The following is a 15,904-nucleotide window of genomic DNA, read 5'->3' on the forward strand; positions in this document are numbered from 1 at the left end:
TCAAGAATCACCGTTGCGTCTCCTGAACCGCCCCGGGTATCGCGGAGGCCCGTTGGTTTAAGTCAGACGGTTGCGGTCCGACCAGCGCGTTGTTGATGGTAGTTGGCCTCGAACTCAGCCGGCGGGATGTAGCCCAGCGGCTCCATCAATCGGTGGTGGTTGAACCAAGCCACCCATTCCAGCGTGGCCAGTTCCAGCCGAGAGTTGCTGGGCTGGCATCTCTCGCGCAGCGGCCGATCCAAGACGGCCGAGTCGGCGCTGGAGCAAGCGCTGATCGCGCGCTTCGGCACGCTGGGCCGAGTTCCAGAGCCGTTCCTGCTGCGTTCGGATAATGGCTTGGTCTTTACCAGTCGCAGCTTCACGGCGTTGGTCAGAAGCTACGGGCTGCGCCAGGAGTTCATCACGCTGCACAGCCCCGAGCAGAAAGCCCTGGTCGAGCGGGTGATCCGCACCCTCAAGGAGCAGTGCGCGCACCGCCACCGCTTCGAATCGCTGCAGCACGCCAACCGCCTGATCGACGATTGGATTCACTTCTACAACTACAGGCGCCCACACCAAGCGCTCCACATGAGAACCTCGCTGAGGCATTCGCATTAGCGGCCTGACCTGTGCAGGTTCTGCTGGGTCAATACACTCCCTCCTATGCTCAAAGGATAGGAGGGGTTAGTCTACCGGACCAGGGGCGTTCAGTGATAATGCTTGTGCGCGTGGCCCACTGTGCACCGAATAAGCCCCCCAATAGCTTCAGAGTTAGTTTGCGCTGCTCCAATGTGGCTGCTTGCGATGCAGCGCACCAGTTAGTAGAGGCGTTCCGAGTCGTCAAGGCTGTTGTGCTTCACGATCAGGTTTCGGCTCGAAACGCTAGATAAGCGCTGGCGGTGGTGCCGAGACGTATTTGGCTGGTGAGGCCCCCGTCCACAGGTATGTCGATACCCGTCACGTAACGGCTCTGGGGGCCTGCGAGGAAAATCGCTGCGCCCACGACGTCCTCAGGCGCGCCGATCCGCCCTAGAGGCACGGCATCCGAAATCGACCTTACGGCGTCGGCGCTGGCGAACACGTCGCGATTGAGTCCTGTGACGGCGGGTCCCGGGCTGATGGAGTTGACCCGTATCTGCCTTGGCACGAGCTCACCGGCGAGGTGACGCGTCAGTGCCAGCACGGCTCCTTTGGATGCCGAGTAGGAGGCATAGCCATGTCCGCCACGGTGGCCCGAACTGGAGGCCACCTGGACAACGGAGGCACCTTCCTCCATGAAGGGCAGAGCACCTTGCAATACGTTGACGTAGCCAATGACGTTGACGTCGAAGACTTTTCGCCAGACGGCTGCGTCGGATTCGACGAATCCCTGCCGCACGATGATGCCAGCGCAGTTGATGACCACACCGATAGGCCCATGAATCTCCGTGGCCCTGATCAGTGCCTGCCCAATTGCCGCTGCGTCGGTGACGTCGACCGATGCCTGGATGGCGGCGGCTGCCTGGTCTGCCAATCTGGCGGTGCCGGCCAGCCCGTCGGCATCCAGATCCAGCAGCGTCAGCCGTGCTCCCGAAGCAGCGAGGCCGCATGCGATGGCGCGCCCCAAGCCCGATCCTGCGCCCGTCACCACGGCGTGCTTCCCCATCAAGTCTTTCATGTGTTGGCGCCTTCCTGTTTGTCTGCCGTGGCGCTGCGGCGCTTCACGTGGTTCAGCCAGTTGCCGACCTCTCCGACGATACCTTTGCGGAAGGCGAGGACGCATGCCATGAACAGCAATCCGTTGGCGACATCCACCGGAAAGTTGGTGTCGGCCAGAAAGTGTTCCATGCCAATGATGATCGCCGCGCCGACCACGGGGCCTGCCATCGTTCCCATTCCGCCCAGGAGGGACATGAGGACGACCACGCCAGACATGTGCCAGGTGATGTCTGTAAGGCTGGCCAACTGGAACACAATGGTCTTCACCGAGCCCGCCAGGCCGGCGAGTGCGGCCGACAGCACAAAGACCAGCAGTTTGTAGCGCGCCGTACGGTACCCCAGAGACACGGCACGCGGTTCGTTTTCGCGGATCGCCTTGAGCACGTGTCCGAAAGGCGAGTTCACGATCCGCCACACAGCGAACAGACCCAGGCCGAAGACGGCGAGCACCGCGTGGTAGAGCACCAGCGGATTCTCCAGGTCGAACATTCCGAGCAATTTGCCGCGCGGTATTGCCTGGATGCCATCCTCACCTCCGGTGAATGGCAACTGAAGGGCCAGGAAGCTGACCATCTGCGCCAGAGCGAGGGTGGTCATCGCGAAGTAGATGCCTTGTCGGCGTATGGCCAGCGCGCCGATGGCCGCGCCGAGCAGCGCAGCGAAAGCGGTGCCGGCCAGCACGGCGAGCTCGACGGGTAGGCCCCACACTTTCGCCGCGTGGGCCGTGATGTAGTCCAATCCCGAAGACAGGAGATTGGACGTGAAGAAGAGATTTACGGAAGAACAGATCATTGGCTTCCTGCGCGAAGCCGAGACGGGTCTACCGGTGGCCGAGCTGTGTCGACGACACGGTTTCTCGGAGGCCAGCTACTACCTCTGGCGCAACAAGTTCGGCGGCATGAGCGTCTCGGACGCCAAGCGCCTTAAGGAACTTGAGCTTGAAAACACACGCCTCAAGCGGCTGCTGGCCGAGTCGATGCTGGAGAACGAGGTGACGAAAGAAGCCTTGAGAAAAAAGTGGTGAGCGCACCCGCACGGCGCGAGCTGGTGCGCCACATGATCGGCTGCGGACTGAGCGAACGCAGATCACTGCGCATCACCGGCATGAGCGCCAGCGCCTACCGGTACGAACCCGCTGCAGACCGCAACGGTGCACTCAAGGCAAAGATCATGACTCTGGCTCAGCGTCATAGACGGTATGGGGCCAGCATGATCTACCTCAAGCTGCGTCAGGCCGGTGAGGTGGTCAACCACAAGCGCGTCGAGCGCCTGTATGTCCAGGCGGGTCTGCAGGTCAGAAAGCGTAAGCGCAAGAAGATCCCGCTGGCCGATCGTCACCCACTGCAGCGCCCGATGGCAGCCAACCAGGTGTGGTCGATGGACTTCGTCTTTGACCGCACGGCCGAAGGACGCAGCATCAAGAACCTGACGGTGATCGATGACGCGACTCACGAGGCAGTGGCCATCGTGGCCGAGCGTGCGATGGGTGGCAACCAGGTGGCGCGCATCCTGGATCAGATCGCCGCCACGAGGGGACTGCCCAAAGCGATCAGGACAGATAACGGGAAAGAGTTCTGCGGCCGGGCTATGCTGAACTGGGCCCACGCCAGGGGTGTTCAGCTGTTCCTCATCGAACCCGGCAAGCCCAACCAGAACGCCTACATCGAATCCTTCAATGGCCGATTCAGGGAGGAATGTCTGAACGAGCATTGGTTCACCAGCCTGGCACACGCCCGTGTGATCGTCGATGCTTGGCGTCGGGAATACAACGAGGAACGCCCGAAGAAGACCCTGGGCGGATTGACCCCGGCAGCCTACGCCAAGCAGTTGATACAAAACCCGTTAAATTACCCCCCGGACTCCAAAGCCCAGTGCTACTGAAAACGGGGGGACGTCGGAGCATTGCAGCGTGGACAACATTGGGATGGGCATAGACACGATCGCGGACTGGGTAAAAGAGACCATGACCAAGGCGGGCAGGGATCTGGAAAGAGACAGCGATAAAATCTCGCTATAGCAACCTCGTGGTGCAAATGCGAGGGGCGTAGCTGAGTTGTCACAGGGAGCGAGAGAGTTGGGGTCAATCCCCGCCAGCCGCACCAACCACGTCCAAGCCCTTGATCTTCAAGGGCTTCGTCGTTTGGGGATGCCTGTGACCCTTTCGCGGTTTTCGTGCTGTTCGGCAACCGGGAGTCGGCATGATCGAGGGCCCATCTTTGAGTCAGGAGAGCCCGCGGTGAAGACGCGCAAGCTCACTGGGAATCATTGAGGCAAAGCACGCTTGTCCCCAAGCAAACCGAGTGAGATGCGCGTTTTGAGGGGGCTGTCGCAAGCTGGGAATTTGCCGCGTTCAACACAGACCGCAGACCGGCAACGGGCTCCATCCAGGGTGCTGGCAAATGGGCCTGTAAGCGCGGCCTCAAACGCGACTTCGATTGAACCGGGAAATCGGACGGTTGCGCCAGGAGTGCCAGATCGCACTCCAGCGCCGCCTGCAAAGGCGGTGCTGAATCGGATCCCGGACCTGCTCCTGACGGCCGGGCGATGCGGCAAGAACGCTCAGCTCAGTCGGCGTGGAAGTCGTGGCGAACGACCACGAAGGGCACGATATCGATCGATTTCCACAAACCCAGGCCGTGGAACGGGTCCTGTGCATTGAATGCCCGGGCCTCGGCATGGTCCCTGGCTTCGATGATGAAGAGGCTGCCCGTTGCTTGCGTGCGGTCTTCATTCATGAGTGGGCCCGCCAACAGAATGCGGGTGGTGGTGGCGCCGAGGTACGCGCGGTGCAGGTGCATGTTCTCGGCCCGCAGGGAGGCCGTGTCTGGCCTGTCCCTGCAGTAGATGGCGAAGACGCCGTTGTCGCTCATGGCGACACATGCCCCGAAGAAATGGGCAAAGTGACGGGGCTCACAAGCGCACGTCGACCGATTGGCCCAGCTTGGCGCTTTGCGTCAAGGCCACCAGCGTGGCCGCGTTCTCAATGCTGACCACTGCTGCGTCTTCCATCGCCTGGGTGTTGCCCTCGCGCACCATGCGTGCAAATGCCTCGGCAGCAAGGCGGAAACCACTGCCCGTGGCAGTCTGCTGCAGTTCGAATGGGAGGTTCGCGGCAATGCCTCGGCGCAGGCGCAGCTCGCTGGGCAGGTAACCCACGTCATTGCCGGCAGGGAGTGCGCTGGTGTGGTTGAGGAACTCGGTTTCGATGGTGCCGTCCGAGCCCGAGATGGTGGCGCGACGCACGTTGGCCACGTCCATTGCGCAGGACAGTTGCGCTCGGCGCCCATCGGCAAAGGTCAACGTGGCCATGGTGCTGATGTCCACACCGCTGTCGGTCCAGGTGGCGTCGGCCATCACGCGCACAGGCGCAGCCCCCATCACGAGACGGATGAGGCTCAGCACATAGCTGCCGGCATCCAGGAGGCTCCCGCCGCCGAGTTCGGGCTGCATGCGGATGTTCTGGAGGTTCATCAACCGGAAGCCGAACACCGCCTGCATGGACTGCACCTGGCCGATCGCGCCGTCTTCGATCAGACGCATCATCGCTGCTGTCTGGGGTTGGAAGGCATATGGGTAGGACTCCAGCAGCAACACGCGGTTCTGGCGGGCTGCATCGAACATGGCGCGGGCTTCGTCCGGTCCCATCGCCAAGGGCTTTTCACACAGAACATGCTTGCCTGCCGCCGCGGCCTTGATGGCCCACTCGGCGTGCAGGCTGTTCGGCAGCGGCAGGTAGATCGCCTCGATGTCGGGGTCGGCCAACAGTGCTTCGTAGCTGCCATGGTGTTTGTCGATGCCCTGTGCCTGTGCAAAGGCCTGTGCCTTGTCCGCATCGCGGCTGGCCACGGCCACCAGGCTCACGCTCTCGCTTGGGGTTACGTCGCGAGCGAACTGCTTGGCCACATTGGCACATCCCAGAATGCCCAGGCGCAATGGGGTGGAGGGCGTGTTTGAAACGGTCATGAAATCGGTATTCCTTGTGGGTGACGGGGAGTGAGCTCAGGCGGCGGGTTCCGCCTCGTAGGGCTCACCCAGGTTGAGCATCAGCCGGTTGGCCCAGCCGAACATGGCGGTGGCGTGGATGGCGTCGAGGATTTCCAGCGGCGCGAGTCCGCCCTCTCTCAATTTGCGAACGCTGGCCGTATTGATGGTCTGCGGCGTGAGGGTCAATTCGATGGCGAAGGCGATCAGTGCGCGCTCACGGGCGCTGGTTCCCGCCGTGGACGGGTCGGCGTAAACCTGTGCGATCACATCGTTGCGCTTGGCCAGTTGCTCGAAAAAGCGCGAGTGTACCGAGCAGCAATACACGCAGCCGTTGACCCGCGACGCCGCCACGGCGCAGAGCTCGCGTTCGGCGCGCGAGAGCCCGCGTGGCGCGTACATCACGGCGTTGAACGCGGCCGAACGGATGTCCAGGATATCCGGGCAGTGCGCCAGCGTGAGGTAGTAGTCGGCGGTCTTTGCCGACTGGTGGCTCGCTTCGAGCACGGCGATCTGCTCGGGTGTGGCCGTCTCGAGATTCACCACGTCAAGCCAGGCGCGCCACAGCAGCATGCGGTTGCTGAACCCGTTGGCTTCCACGTCCGCGCTCACACGCAGCATGTCGTTGGAGAGCATGGCGTGATCCGGGGCCGCGGTGATCGCCGTGTCCGGCGCGCCGTCGTCAGCGTCCATGGCAAGCAGGCCCGCCACGATGCGCGTCTGGTACGACAGGAACGACACCAGTTGCGCGAGCAACACGATCTGCGGTGTGCTCAGGCCCACTGCGGGCAGCTTCATGAGTTCTTCGCGATCACCTTCGATGGGGCGAGCGACCAGAATGCGCGTGAAGTTCAGCATCGCGGCGAGTTGCGCGTCGGTGCTGGCCGCGATGTCGGCGGGTGCGCCCGATTCGAGCAGTCGAACCCAGGCGGTATCGGCACCGCACGAGAGCAAGCGGTCCCGGTAGTGGCCGGACAACGCTTCTGCCGGTGTCAGGCGGCAGGCATACAGCGCGATCGCCAGGCGGCGCTGGAGGGACAGCGGGCCTTCATCGCTGACGCTGTTGCCAAAGAACGCCTCATAGGAGCGGGAGGCCGTGGCGACGACCTTGTCGCGCTGGTGTCGCAACACATGAGCGGGAGAGCCCTCGGCCAGCGATGCCATGGCATCGATCAGGTCCTGTTCCAAGACGGGGTTCGTAGCGTTGTTCATGAAGGAAAGCTCTCTTTCTGTTTTCGTTGATCGGTCCATTCGTCGCCAAACACCTCGGGTTCGGCGAATGCCTCGATGGCCTTGAAATGCTGCGCAAAGTCCTCGCGGTACAGCAGGCTGGCGATGCCCTCGGACAGCCGGCGCGCGGCCACCGATATGCCCGGTATGTCGCCGGATATGTAGCCGTGTGTGAGCGACGCTGGGAAGTTGAAGCAGTGGATGTGATCCAGCCCCGGGCACGCACCAGCAACGCGTTCCTGCAGCTCGAACGCCCGGCCCAGGTCGGGCGAAGCGCCCAGCTCGGCATCTTCCTGACCAGGCTCTGGCAAGAAGCGATCACCCCACGAGCGCACGTGGGCAGCGAATGGCGCGAACGCATCGCGCTCGGACCAGTCGATGTGGAAGCCGGTGGAGAACACCATGAAGTCGAAGGTGAAGGACTGTTCCGGTGTGACGACGCGCAGGCCGTCAGCCACCGATTGCACGTCGAGCACCGGGCAGCCCAAATGAAACCGCGCGTTGGCGTGGCGGGACACCCGCAACATGCTGGCGCGTGGCGGTGGCACCTGCTGAACGTTGATGTAGTGGCGGATGCGCCACTTGTCTTCATCCGGCAGATCCCAGTGGCCAATCATGAAACCGGCATTGCTGGCGCCCTTGACCTTGTTGATGCGCGGAATGTCGTGGCGCCGGATCAGCAGGTCGGCGCTGGCCGCTCCGGCTTCCAATGCCGACGCCGCACTGTCCATCGACGAAGCGCCTGCCCCCACGACGCCAACGCGCAGGCCACGCAGGCGATTGAAGTCGAACACATCCGATGAATGGCACCAGCGATCGGTTGGCAACCCGTCCACAAATGCGGGCAGGCGCCGCCCGCCGAGCCCGTCGTAACCGGTGGCGAGCACCACGCGCCGGGCGAAGTGCACGATCTCGCCAGAAGGCGTGTTCATGCGGAGCCGGACGAGACCGCCAGGCAGCGGCTCGACCTTGATGACTTCGTGCAAATTGCGCACGTCCAGCGCCAGCACCTTGCGGTACCAGCGCAGGTAGTCCATCCACTGCAGGCGCGGAATCTTGTCCAGCGTGGCCCAGGCTTGCCTGCCGAACTGAGCTTCAAACCAGGCGCGAAACGTGAGGCTGGCAAAGCCTAGCGCGGGGCCGGTCAGCTCCTTGGGTGAGCGCAGTGTTTCCATGCGCGCCGTCGTGGCCCACGGCCCTTCGAGGCCCTCGGGCGCCGCGTCGAAGGCGATCGCTTCGATACCCAGATGGCGCAGGGCCGCGCAGGCGGCCAGGCCGAACTGCCCGGCACCGATGACGGCCACGTCGAGAACGGGCTGTCCCTCGTGCGAGTGCGCAAGCAGCCACGGTTTGGCAGGCAGAGCCAGGCGATCCAGGTCTTCGGCCAGGCGCGCCTCCAGCCCGGCCAGTCCGCTGCCGGTATCGGAAGATGTGTTCTGGGTCATGGTGTGGGCTTGTCTTCCAGCAGGCCGAGCATGGCGTCCAGACCGATGGTGTAGGAACGCAGGCCAAAGCCATAGACCACGCCGTCGGCCACGGCGGCGAGCATGGATGGAAAGCCGCGTGCTTCGATGTTGGAGATGTGCACTTCAACGTAACGCATGGGCACGGCGCGCAGGCACGATGCGATGGCGTAGCCGTTGCGGGAAAAGCTGGCGGGATTCATGACGATGCCCTGCACGCCCTCGCCCTCGGCGGCATAGATGCGCTCAATGGCCGCGCTCTCGCTGTGCGTGTAGAAGATGTCCAGCTTGTAACCGCGGGACTGAGCGTGTGCGCGGCAGATGTCGTCGAGTTGAGCGGCGGTGGTGGTGCCGTAGATTTCGGGCTGGCGCTTGCCCAGGTACGACAGGTTCGGTCCCTGGATCAGCAGGATGGAAGGCGTGGTCATTTGGCGAGGGGGAATGGTCGGTCGTTGGTCACCGGGTGAGGGCCGTGTAGGTGGCCTCGTCCATCAGGCTTTCGATGGCGGCAGGCTCGTCCGGACGGAACCGGAAGAACCAGGCCGCACCCAGCGGATCCGAGTTGGCGAGCGAGGGGTCGTTGACCAATGCCTCGTTCAGCTCGAGGATCTCGCCTGCCAATGGCATGTGCACGTCCGATGCCGTCTTGATCGACTCCACCACGCCCGCAGCGGCTCCGGCTTCGAACCGGGCACCCACGGAAGGCAGTTCAACGCTGACGATTTCGCCGAGGGTGTCTTGCGCATGAGCCGTGATGCCCGCCGTGGCGATGCCGCCGTCCAGCGTGACCCAGACATGCTCGTCCGTAAATCGAATCATGATTACTCTGCCTTGATGTTTCCACGGGTGATGATGTCGCGCCAACGAGCCGTGTCTTCGTTGATGACTTGTCCAAGTTGTTTCGCGTTGGCACAGACGATGATGTCGGTGAAGCGCGCGCTGGTCTCTGGCAGTGCACACGCAGCCATGAGCTCGCTCGAGAGTTTCTCGACGACCGCGCTCGGCGTGCCCTGGCGAACCATCACACCCAGCCAGACGGGAAACGCCACGCCCTTGACCCCTGTGACCTCGGCCACCGTGGGCACGTCGTTCATGGTCTTCAGCCGCTTCTCTGTGAACGTGGCCAGGGGGCGCATCTTGTGCGTAGCCACCAGCTTCTCCACCGAGGTGGCGCTGGTGGACAGGACGTCGAGCTGCCCACCCATCAGGTCCGTGAGGGTGGCCGTGGTCTGGTAGGGCACCTGGATGAAACGGGCATTCGTTTTTTGCGAGAGCAACTCCGTCGCGAGGTGCGACACCGCACCGATGCCCGTGTTGCCCACGGTGATCTTGCCGGGGTTCGCACGTGCGTCGTTCAGCAGGTCGCTCATGGACTTGTAGGGGCTGTCCGGTCGCACCACGAACACCATCGGCATGTCCGCGACCATCGCGACCGGCACCAGGTCGGCGGCGGGGTCGTAGGGCATCTTTTTGTGCAGGGACGGTGCGATGGATACCGGGCCACCCGTGGTGAAGAAAATGGTTTTTCCATCGGCAGGCGCGTTCGCCACGTAGGCGGCGGCAATCATGCCGGAGGCCCCCGGACGGTTGTCCACCACCACAGTCACGTCGAGCGCAGCCGCCAGCTTCTGGCCGAAGTAACGCCCAAGGGCGTCCAGCTGACCACCGGCCGAAAACGGAACCACTAGACGCACCGGACGCTTGTCGACAGCGTCGTTCTGGGCGATGCCCAGGGAGCAAGTCAGCGTGGCGGCCGCGACGATCGCCACGCGCAGGAAAAGTGCTTTCATGGGGGAAGTCCTTTGAAGGGGAGGAAGAAATGGCAAGAGCGGGGAAAACAGAGTCAAGCGCCCGGGTGCCTGAGCAGCTACGCGGGCGACCTGCAACAGGCTGCGTGCAAGGCCTCGGTGAAATCGAGGAGAAGGTCCTCAGCATTTTCCAGGCCAGCGTGAATGCGAAGCAGCGGGCCCTCCGCAGAGAACGTCGAGACCGACCGCACTGGCTGGCCTACCGGCAGGGCGAGGCTTTCGAAGCCGCCCCACGACAAACCGATGCCGAACAGGCGCAAATGCAGGAAGAAGCGGGAGAGTTGTTCGCGTTCCATCGGTTTCAACACCAGACCAAACAGGCCGCTGGAACCTTTGAAGTCGCGCTTCCACAAGGCGTGGCCGGGATTATCTGGCAACGCCGGGTGCAGCACCTGCGCCACCGCGGGATGCCCAAGCAGACCGTGGGCCAGGTGCAGGGCGTTCTTCTCGTGCTGGCGCAGCCGGACCGACAGCGTACGAAGGCCGCGCAGCGCCAGGAACAGGTCATCCGGTCCTGCCGTCTGGCCCAGCGCATGTGCGCCGTCACGCAGCAAGTCCCAGGCGCGCCGGTTGGCCGTCGCCACACCCAGCAGCGCATCGGAGTGGCCAACGATGTACTTTGTGGCCGACTGGATGGAGATGTCGACACCGTGCTCGAACGCCTGAAAGTACAACGGCGTGGCCCAGGTGTTGTCCATCACCACGAAACCACCCACGCCGTGCACAACCTCTGCAATGGCCGGCGTGTCCTGCACCTCGAAGGTCATGGACCCGGGGGATTCAAGGAACACCACCCGCGTGTTCGATCGCACCTGATGGCGGATGTTGCCGCCCAGGCACGGGTCGAAGAACTCGACCTCCACGCCCATGCGCGCCAGTACGCTCAGGGCGAATTGGCGGGTCGGCCCGTACACGCTGTCCGACAGCAGCACATGGTCTCCGGTCCGCACGAGTGCCAGCAAGGAAGTGGTGCATGCGGCCAGGCCCGAGGGAAACACAATGGCGGCGTGCCCGCCTTCCAGCTGCGCCACGCTTTCTTCAAACGCCCGCGTATTGGGATTGCCGAAGCGGCCATAACTGGCCATGGGGTTGCTGGGGAGCTTGCGCGCCTCCCACTGTTCCAGGTTGTGCGACAGGATGGTGGAACCCCGGCACACAGGCACGTTGACCAAGCCGCCAAAGGCCTGGGAGTCGCGCCCGATATGAGCCAGTGAGGTGTCGGCGTGGCCTGAGAGCGGACTTTGATCGAGATGTAGTTGCATGCACGAAAGTCTATGCAAGTGGCGCGAGAATTTTTTTCCTGAATTGCCTTGAATGACGTCAAGTTGAGAATCGAATTCCTTATTCTTTTATTTGCGGGGTAAAAATTTCCACTTGATTTGATTTGGCTGCAATCTGTTCCCATGCGGCCTGGGGCCTGGGGCGAGATGACGAAGGCCGCTGGCGGCGCCGGGTAGCGAGGCGGGTTTTTGGGCCGCACGGATGGCGAGGTCGACGCATTCGTTGCCTACCCGCATCCGCCGTGAGCCCACTCATGCACTGGATGACTGCGTCGACGCCCAGGCGTCCGAGGCGGTGGCGCCGGAATGGCCGGGATTCAAGGCGACAGCGCCATTGGCCCACCCGTGCTCAGGTGTTCCTGCAGAAACGCCACGCACACCCGTACCTTGGCCGAGTGACCAAGGCGCACGGTGCTGGCGGCCCAAATGTCGGCTGGCTGCGAGTAGGCGTTGAGGATGGGCACGAGGCGCCCCGTTTGCAGCGCGTCGCGCAGGGCCCATGAGGTCTGAAACAGGATGCCGTGCCCCTCTTCACCCCATCCTCGAATGAACTCGGCGTTGTTGGATGTGAGCTTGCCCGTTACTTTGATCTTCTCGGGACCGTTCGGCCCGTTGAGCTGCCACACGCCAAAGGCCAGGGTGCGCTCGCGCAGCACCAGGCACTCATGCTGACTCAGTTCGCTGAGCGATTGCGGAAAGCCACGGCGATCCAGATAGGACGGCGCGGCGCACAGGATCTTGATGCTGGGTGCGATGCGGTGCGCCATCAAATGGGGTTCATCCACCTCGCCCACGCGAATGTCCAGGTCAACGTTCTCGCGCACCAGATCCACGCGGCGGTCGACTGCATCGAGTGAAATGTCCAGCCGCGGATAGCGTTGCGCCATCAGCGAGAGCGCCGGTGCGATGTGCAACCTGCCCAGGAGCGCGCTGGTGGTGATGCGCAGGCTGCCGCGCGGTTCCTGCCGGCCGCTCGCCAAGGTCTCGCTCAGGTGGTCCACGCTGTCGAAGATGCGTTGCGCCGATTCGACGACCCGCTCGCCCTCGAGCGTGACGGTCACGCGCCGCGTGGCCCGGTGAAAGAGCTTCACACCAAGAGAGGCTTCAAGGATGGCAATGCGTTTGCTCACGAACGCCGGTGACGCCCCCAGCTCGGCCGCGGTGGCCGAAAAGCTCGATTTGCGTGCGGCCAGACAGAACAGGCGCAGATCGCTGATTTGAAAATCTGACTTCACGATTCGTGAATCATACTGACACGAACCCGCAGTTCAAATTCCATTCCAGTTCCTATAGATTCGGCCCCTCGATTCACACGCCGCTCTACATGAACCGCATCATCTCGCTGGCCGCCCTCACGGTTCTGGAGCTCACGCCCGAAGACATGGTCACCTGCGCAGCCGACGCGGGTTTTACGCACGTCGGCATTCGCCTGATCCCGGCCACGACGACCGAACCGCAGTACGGGTTGATCGGCGACACCCAGCGCCTGCGCGAAATCGAAAGGCGGCTGCGCGATACCGGCGTGAAGGTGCTGGACGCCGAGATCTTCCGCATGAAGCCGGACACGCGAGTTGCCGACCATGAAGCCGCCCTCGCAGCGGCTGCGCAACTGGGCGCCAGTGAAGTGCTGGTGGCAGGCAACGACCCGGACGAGGGCCGGTTGATCGATTCGTTCGCGGCCTTCTGCGAACTGGCCGGGCGTTACGGCCTGCATCCGGCGCTGGAGTTCATGCCCTGGACCGACACGAAGAACCTGCAACAGGCTGCCGATGTGGTGCGCCGCTGCGCACAGCCCAACGCCTCTGTTCTGCTCGATCCGTTCCATTTCAGCCGGTCGGGCAGCACCATGGCCGACATCGCCAGTGTGCCCGCCGCTCAATGGCGCTACATGCAGTTCTGTGACGCGCCCGCTGCGATTCCCCCCACCCTGGAAGAGGTCCTGCACGAGGCGCGGGCCGAGCGCTTGTTTCCTGGTGATGGCGGGCTGGACCTGCCCGGATTGCTGCAGGCCATGCCCCTGGACATCCCCATCAGCCTCGAAGTGCCCACGCACACGCTGGCACGCAGCGTGCCAGCGGTGGAGCGTGCGCGCCGCGCTCTCGCGGCAACCCGGGCTGTGCTGGCGCAGTTCGACCGCACGGGGCAAGGGGCATGAACGAACGTATGGATTGCGACCTGCTGGTGGTGGGTTCGGGGGCCTCCGGGCTGGCGGCCGCCGTGACGGCGGCATGGCACGGACTGAGGGTCGTGGTGGTGGAAAAGGCACCGGTCATTGGCGGCGCTTCTGCGTGGTCGGGCGGCTGGATGTGGGTGCCGGGCAACCCGCTGGCGAAGCGCGCCGGCTACGCGCACGACCCGGCGCAGGCGCGCACCTTCCTCAAAAACGTGTTGCGCGAACGCCATGATCCCGAGCGTGTGAACGCCTTTCTGGACAACGCCGGGAAGATGGTCGAATTCTTCGAGCAACACACCGCGCTGCAGTTCGTCGATGGCAACGGCATCCCCGACATTCACACGCATCTTGAGGGTTCCAGTGAAGCGGGCCGACAGGTGATCGCCGCGCCGTACGACGCGCGCAACCTGGGGGCTCTTCACAAGCGCCTGCGACCCACCCTGCGCGAAACGTCGTTCATGGGCATGCCCATCATGGCCGGCCCCGACCTCGCGGCTTTCCTGAACATGACGCGCTCGTTCAAGGCGTTCTTCCACGTGACACGCCGTTTCACGCGCCACCTGCGCGACCTGGCGTTCCATGGCCGCGCGATGCACCTCGTCAATGGCGTGGCGCTCATTGGACGGCTGGCCAAATCGGCTGACGATCTGGGCGTGCGGATGATCGAGTCGGCATCGGCACAGCGCCTTCTGCTCGACAACGGCGTGGTGCGTGGTGCCGTGGTGCGCACCGCCAAGGGCGATGTGGAAATCCACGCCACACGCGGTGTGGTGCTGGCGGCAGGTGGCTTCCCCAACGATGTGGAGCGCCGCAAGGCGCTGTTCCCGCGAACCCCCACGGGCCACGAGCATCTGGCGCTCCCGCCGTCGAGTTGCTCGGGTGACGGCATTGCGCTGGGCGAATCGGCGGGCGGTGTGCAAGCTACCGACCTGGCCTCGCCCGTGGCCTGGGCGCCGGTGTCGCGCGTGCCGCACGCGGATGGCAGCGTGGGCCATTTCCCGCACATCATTGATCGCGCCAAACCGGGGCTGATCGCGGTGTTGTCGAATGGCCAGCGCTTCGTCAACGAAGCCACCGGGTATCACGACTTCGTGGCGGCCATGGTCGCGCAGGCGCCGCAGGGCACAGAGGTGTGCGCCTGGATCGTGTGCGACCACCGTTTCCTGCGTCGGTATGGGCTGGGATATGTACGCCCCTTTCCCGTGCCGTTCGGGCGCTTCTTGCGCAGCGGCTATCTGCGCACCGGCAAGACCATCGAGGCGCTGGCCCGTGCGTGCGGCCTGCCGGAGGATGCACTCCATACGACCGTGGAGCGCTTCAACCTGCACGCGCACGGTGGCAAGGACCCGGACTTCGGCCGCGGCACCACGCCCTACAACCGCAGGATGGGCGATGCCTTGCATGAGGGCCCCAACCCCTGCGTGGCACCCATCGCGCAAGGCCCCTTCTACGCGGTCAAGGTGCTGCCCGGCAGCTTCGGCACGTTTGCGGGTCTGAAGACCAACGGGCATGCACAGGTGTCGGACGCGGAGGGCTCACCGATCACCGGTCTGTACGCCGTCGGCACCGACATGGCCAGCGCGCTCGGTGGCCACTACCCGTCTGGCGGCATCAACCTCGGCCCGGCGATGACCTTTGGTTTCATCGCCGGTCGCCACGCGGCAGGCGCGTGAGCGCCCCCGCCGACTCGGCGGCCTTGCCTGAAGCTCAGGCGTAGTCGAGCGGCAGCGCCGTGGTGTACTTGATCTGCTCCATCGCGAAGCTCGAGCTCACGTCGAAGAGTTCGATCTCCCGGATCATCCGCTGGTACACCGCGTCGTAGGCCTTGATGTCCGGCACCACAACGCGCAGCAGGTAATCGTTGTCGCCGCTCATGCGGTAGAACTCGACGATCTGCGGAATGGTGGAGACCACATCAGCGAACTTCTGGAACCACTTGTCGTTGTGCTGGTTGGTCTTGATGGCCACGAACACGGTGACGCCGACATTGAGCTTCTCGGGGGCGAGCAAGGCGACGCGGCGCTGGATGTAGCCCTCGCGTTCGAGGCGCTGGATGCGCCGCCAGCAAGGCGTGGAAGACAGGTTGACCTGTTCACCGATCTCGTTGACCGAGAGTGTCGCGTCCTTCTGCAACAACGCCAGGATGGCGCGGTCGGTGTTGTCCAGTGTGTTGGCCATGTCTTCCTTTGTATTCAGGTCTCGACCGCTGCGCGCAACGTGTCGAGGTTGGCGCTGGTGCCATTTCCGATGGATGGTTCACGCTGAAGCACCCCGGCACTCGACCGGCCTCAA

At 63.7% G+C, this 15,904-nt stretch carries 16 protein-coding genes and 1 pseudogene; 4 read left to right on the top strand and 13 right to left on the bottom strand.

Annotated features, from left to right (window positions below; all coding sequences use genetic code 11):
* Positions 1-62 precede the first annotated feature (62 nt).
* Positions 63-197 (bottom strand): annotated as a pseudogene (locus HPA01S_RS23090) (IS3 family transposase); the annotation flags it as partial.
* On the opposite strand from HPA01S_RS23090, the gene HPA01S_RS11450 reads away from it, so the two are divergent.
* Positions 184-597 (top strand): integrase core domain-containing protein, encoded by a 414-nt coding sequence (locus tag HPA01S_RS11450; RefSeq protein WP_157084983.1) that lies wholly within the window; start codon positions 184-186, stop codon positions 595-597. The pseudogene HPA01S_RS23090 and the gene HPA01S_RS11450 overlap by 14 nt on opposite strands.
* Before the next feature lie 244 nt (positions 598-841).
* Here the strand turns inward: HPA01S_RS11450 and HPA01S_RS11455 are convergent, their stop codons facing one another.
* On the bottom strand, positions 842-1,636 hold the full coding sequence (locus HPA01S_RS11455) for an SDR family NAD(P)-dependent oxidoreductase (protein WP_169801525.1): 795 nt from the start codon (positions 1,634-1,636) through the stop codon (positions 842-844).
* Complete coding sequence (locus tag HPA01S_RS11460; RefSeq protein ID WP_245638628.1) at positions 1,633-2,415, bottom strand: branched-chain amino acid ABC transporter permease; 783 nt, start codon at positions 2,413-2,415, stop codon at positions 1,633-1,635. Before HPA01S_RS11460 ends, HPA01S_RS11455 begins: the two co-directional genes overlap by 4 nt.
* A 22-nt stretch (positions 2,416-2,437) precedes the next feature.
* Between HPA01S_RS11460 and HPA01S_RS11470 the strand changes: the two genes are divergently transcribed.
* A protein-coding gene (locus tag HPA01S_RS11470; RefSeq protein ID WP_157084984.1) for an IS3 family transposase occupies positions 2,438-3,558 on the top strand; the annotation gives its coding sequence in 2 pieces (ribosomal slippage) (positions 2,438-2,696 and positions 2,696-3,558; 1,122 coding nt in all).
* Positions 3,559-4,241: 683 nt separating this feature from the next.
* Here HPA01S_RS11470 and HPA01S_RS11475 read toward each other — a convergent pair.
* The 9 genes from HPA01S_RS11475 to HPA01S_RS11515 all read right to left on the bottom strand — a co-directional run bounded on the left by HPA01S_RS11475 (position 4,242) and on the right by HPA01S_RS11515 (position 12,674).
* Complete coding sequence (locus HPA01S_RS11475; protein WP_066270022.1) at positions 4,242-4,547, bottom strand: YciI family protein; 306 nt, start codon at positions 4,545-4,547, stop codon at positions 4,242-4,244.
* Between the two features lie 40 nt (positions 4,548-4,587).
* Positions 4,588-5,640: a Gfo/Idh/MocA family protein gene (locus HPA01S_RS11480; protein WP_066270023.1), complete on the bottom strand. Its 1,053-nt coding sequence runs from the start codon at positions 5,638-5,640 to the stop codon at positions 4,588-4,590.
* 36 nt (positions 5,641-5,676) lie between these two features.
* Complete coding sequence (locus HPA01S_RS22725; RefSeq protein ID WP_084360635.1) at positions 5,677-6,870, bottom strand: CMD domain-containing protein; 1,194 nt, start codon at positions 6,868-6,870, stop codon at positions 5,677-5,679.
* Entirely contained in the window at positions 6,867-8,333 is a 1,467-nt protein-coding gene (locus HPA01S_RS11490) for a SidA/IucD/PvdA family monooxygenase (RefSeq protein WP_066270025.1), read from the bottom strand. Before HPA01S_RS11490 ends, HPA01S_RS22725 begins: the two co-directional genes overlap by 4 nt.
* Positions 8,330-8,779, bottom strand: coding sequence for a type II 3-dehydroquinate dehydratase (locus tag HPA01S_RS11495; RefSeq protein WP_066270027.1), 450 nt, complete (start codon positions 8,777-8,779; stop codon positions 8,330-8,332). The genes HPA01S_RS11490 and HPA01S_RS11495 overlap by 4 nt, the downstream gene beginning before the upstream one ends.
* Positions 8,780-8,807: 28 nt before the next feature.
* Entirely contained in the window at positions 8,808-9,170 is a 363-nt protein-coding gene (gene gcvH / locus HPA01S_RS11500) for a glycine cleavage system protein GcvH (RefSeq protein ID WP_066270028.1), read from the bottom strand.
* Between the two features lie 2 nt (positions 9,171-9,172).
* Complete coding sequence (locus HPA01S_RS11505; protein WP_066270030.1) at positions 9,173-10,141, bottom strand: Bug family tripartite tricarboxylate transporter substrate binding protein; 969 nt, start codon at positions 10,139-10,141, stop codon at positions 9,173-9,175.
* A gap of 77 nt (positions 10,142-10,218) precedes the next feature.
* Positions 10,219-11,421: a cystathionine beta-lyase gene (gene metC / locus HPA01S_RS11510; RefSeq protein WP_066270032.1), complete on the bottom strand. Its 1,203-nt coding sequence runs from the start codon at positions 11,419-11,421 to the stop codon at positions 10,219-10,221.
* Positions 11,422-11,756: 335 nt separating this feature from the next.
* Positions 11,757-12,674, bottom strand: a complete 918-nt coding sequence (locus HPA01S_RS11515; protein WP_245638626.1) for a LysR substrate-binding domain-containing protein — start codon at positions 12,672-12,674, stop codon at positions 11,757-11,759.
* A gap of 89 nt (positions 12,675-12,763) precedes the next feature.
* On the opposite strand from HPA01S_RS11515, the gene HPA01S_RS11520 reads away from it, so the two are divergent.
* Positions 12,764-13,594: a sugar phosphate isomerase/epimerase family protein gene (locus tag HPA01S_RS11520; protein WP_066270036.1), complete on the top strand. Its 831-nt coding sequence runs from the start codon at positions 12,764-12,766 to the stop codon at positions 13,592-13,594.
* Positions 13,591-15,285, top strand: coding sequence for an FAD-dependent oxidoreductase (locus HPA01S_RS11525; protein ID WP_066270040.1), 1,695 nt, complete (start codon positions 13,591-13,593; stop codon positions 15,283-15,285). The genes HPA01S_RS11520 and HPA01S_RS11525 overlap by 4 nt, the downstream gene beginning before the upstream one ends.
* 34 nt (positions 15,286-15,319) lie before the next feature.
* On the opposite strand, the gene HPA01S_RS11530 is transcribed toward HPA01S_RS11525, so the two are convergent.
* The gene (locus tag HPA01S_RS11530) at positions 15,320-15,778 is read right to left on the bottom strand and encodes an Lrp/AsnC family transcriptional regulator (protein WP_066270057.1); all 459 of its coding nucleotides are present in this window, start codon (positions 15,776-15,778) and stop codon (positions 15,320-15,322) included.
* Positions 15,779-15,904 lie beyond the last annotated feature (126 nt).

It is taken from the genome of Hydrogenophaga palleronii NBRC 102513, from assembly GCF_001571225.1.
Lineage (GTDB): Bacteria > Pseudomonadota > Gammaproteobacteria > Burkholderiales > Burkholderiaceae_C > Hydrogenophaga > Hydrogenophaga palleronii.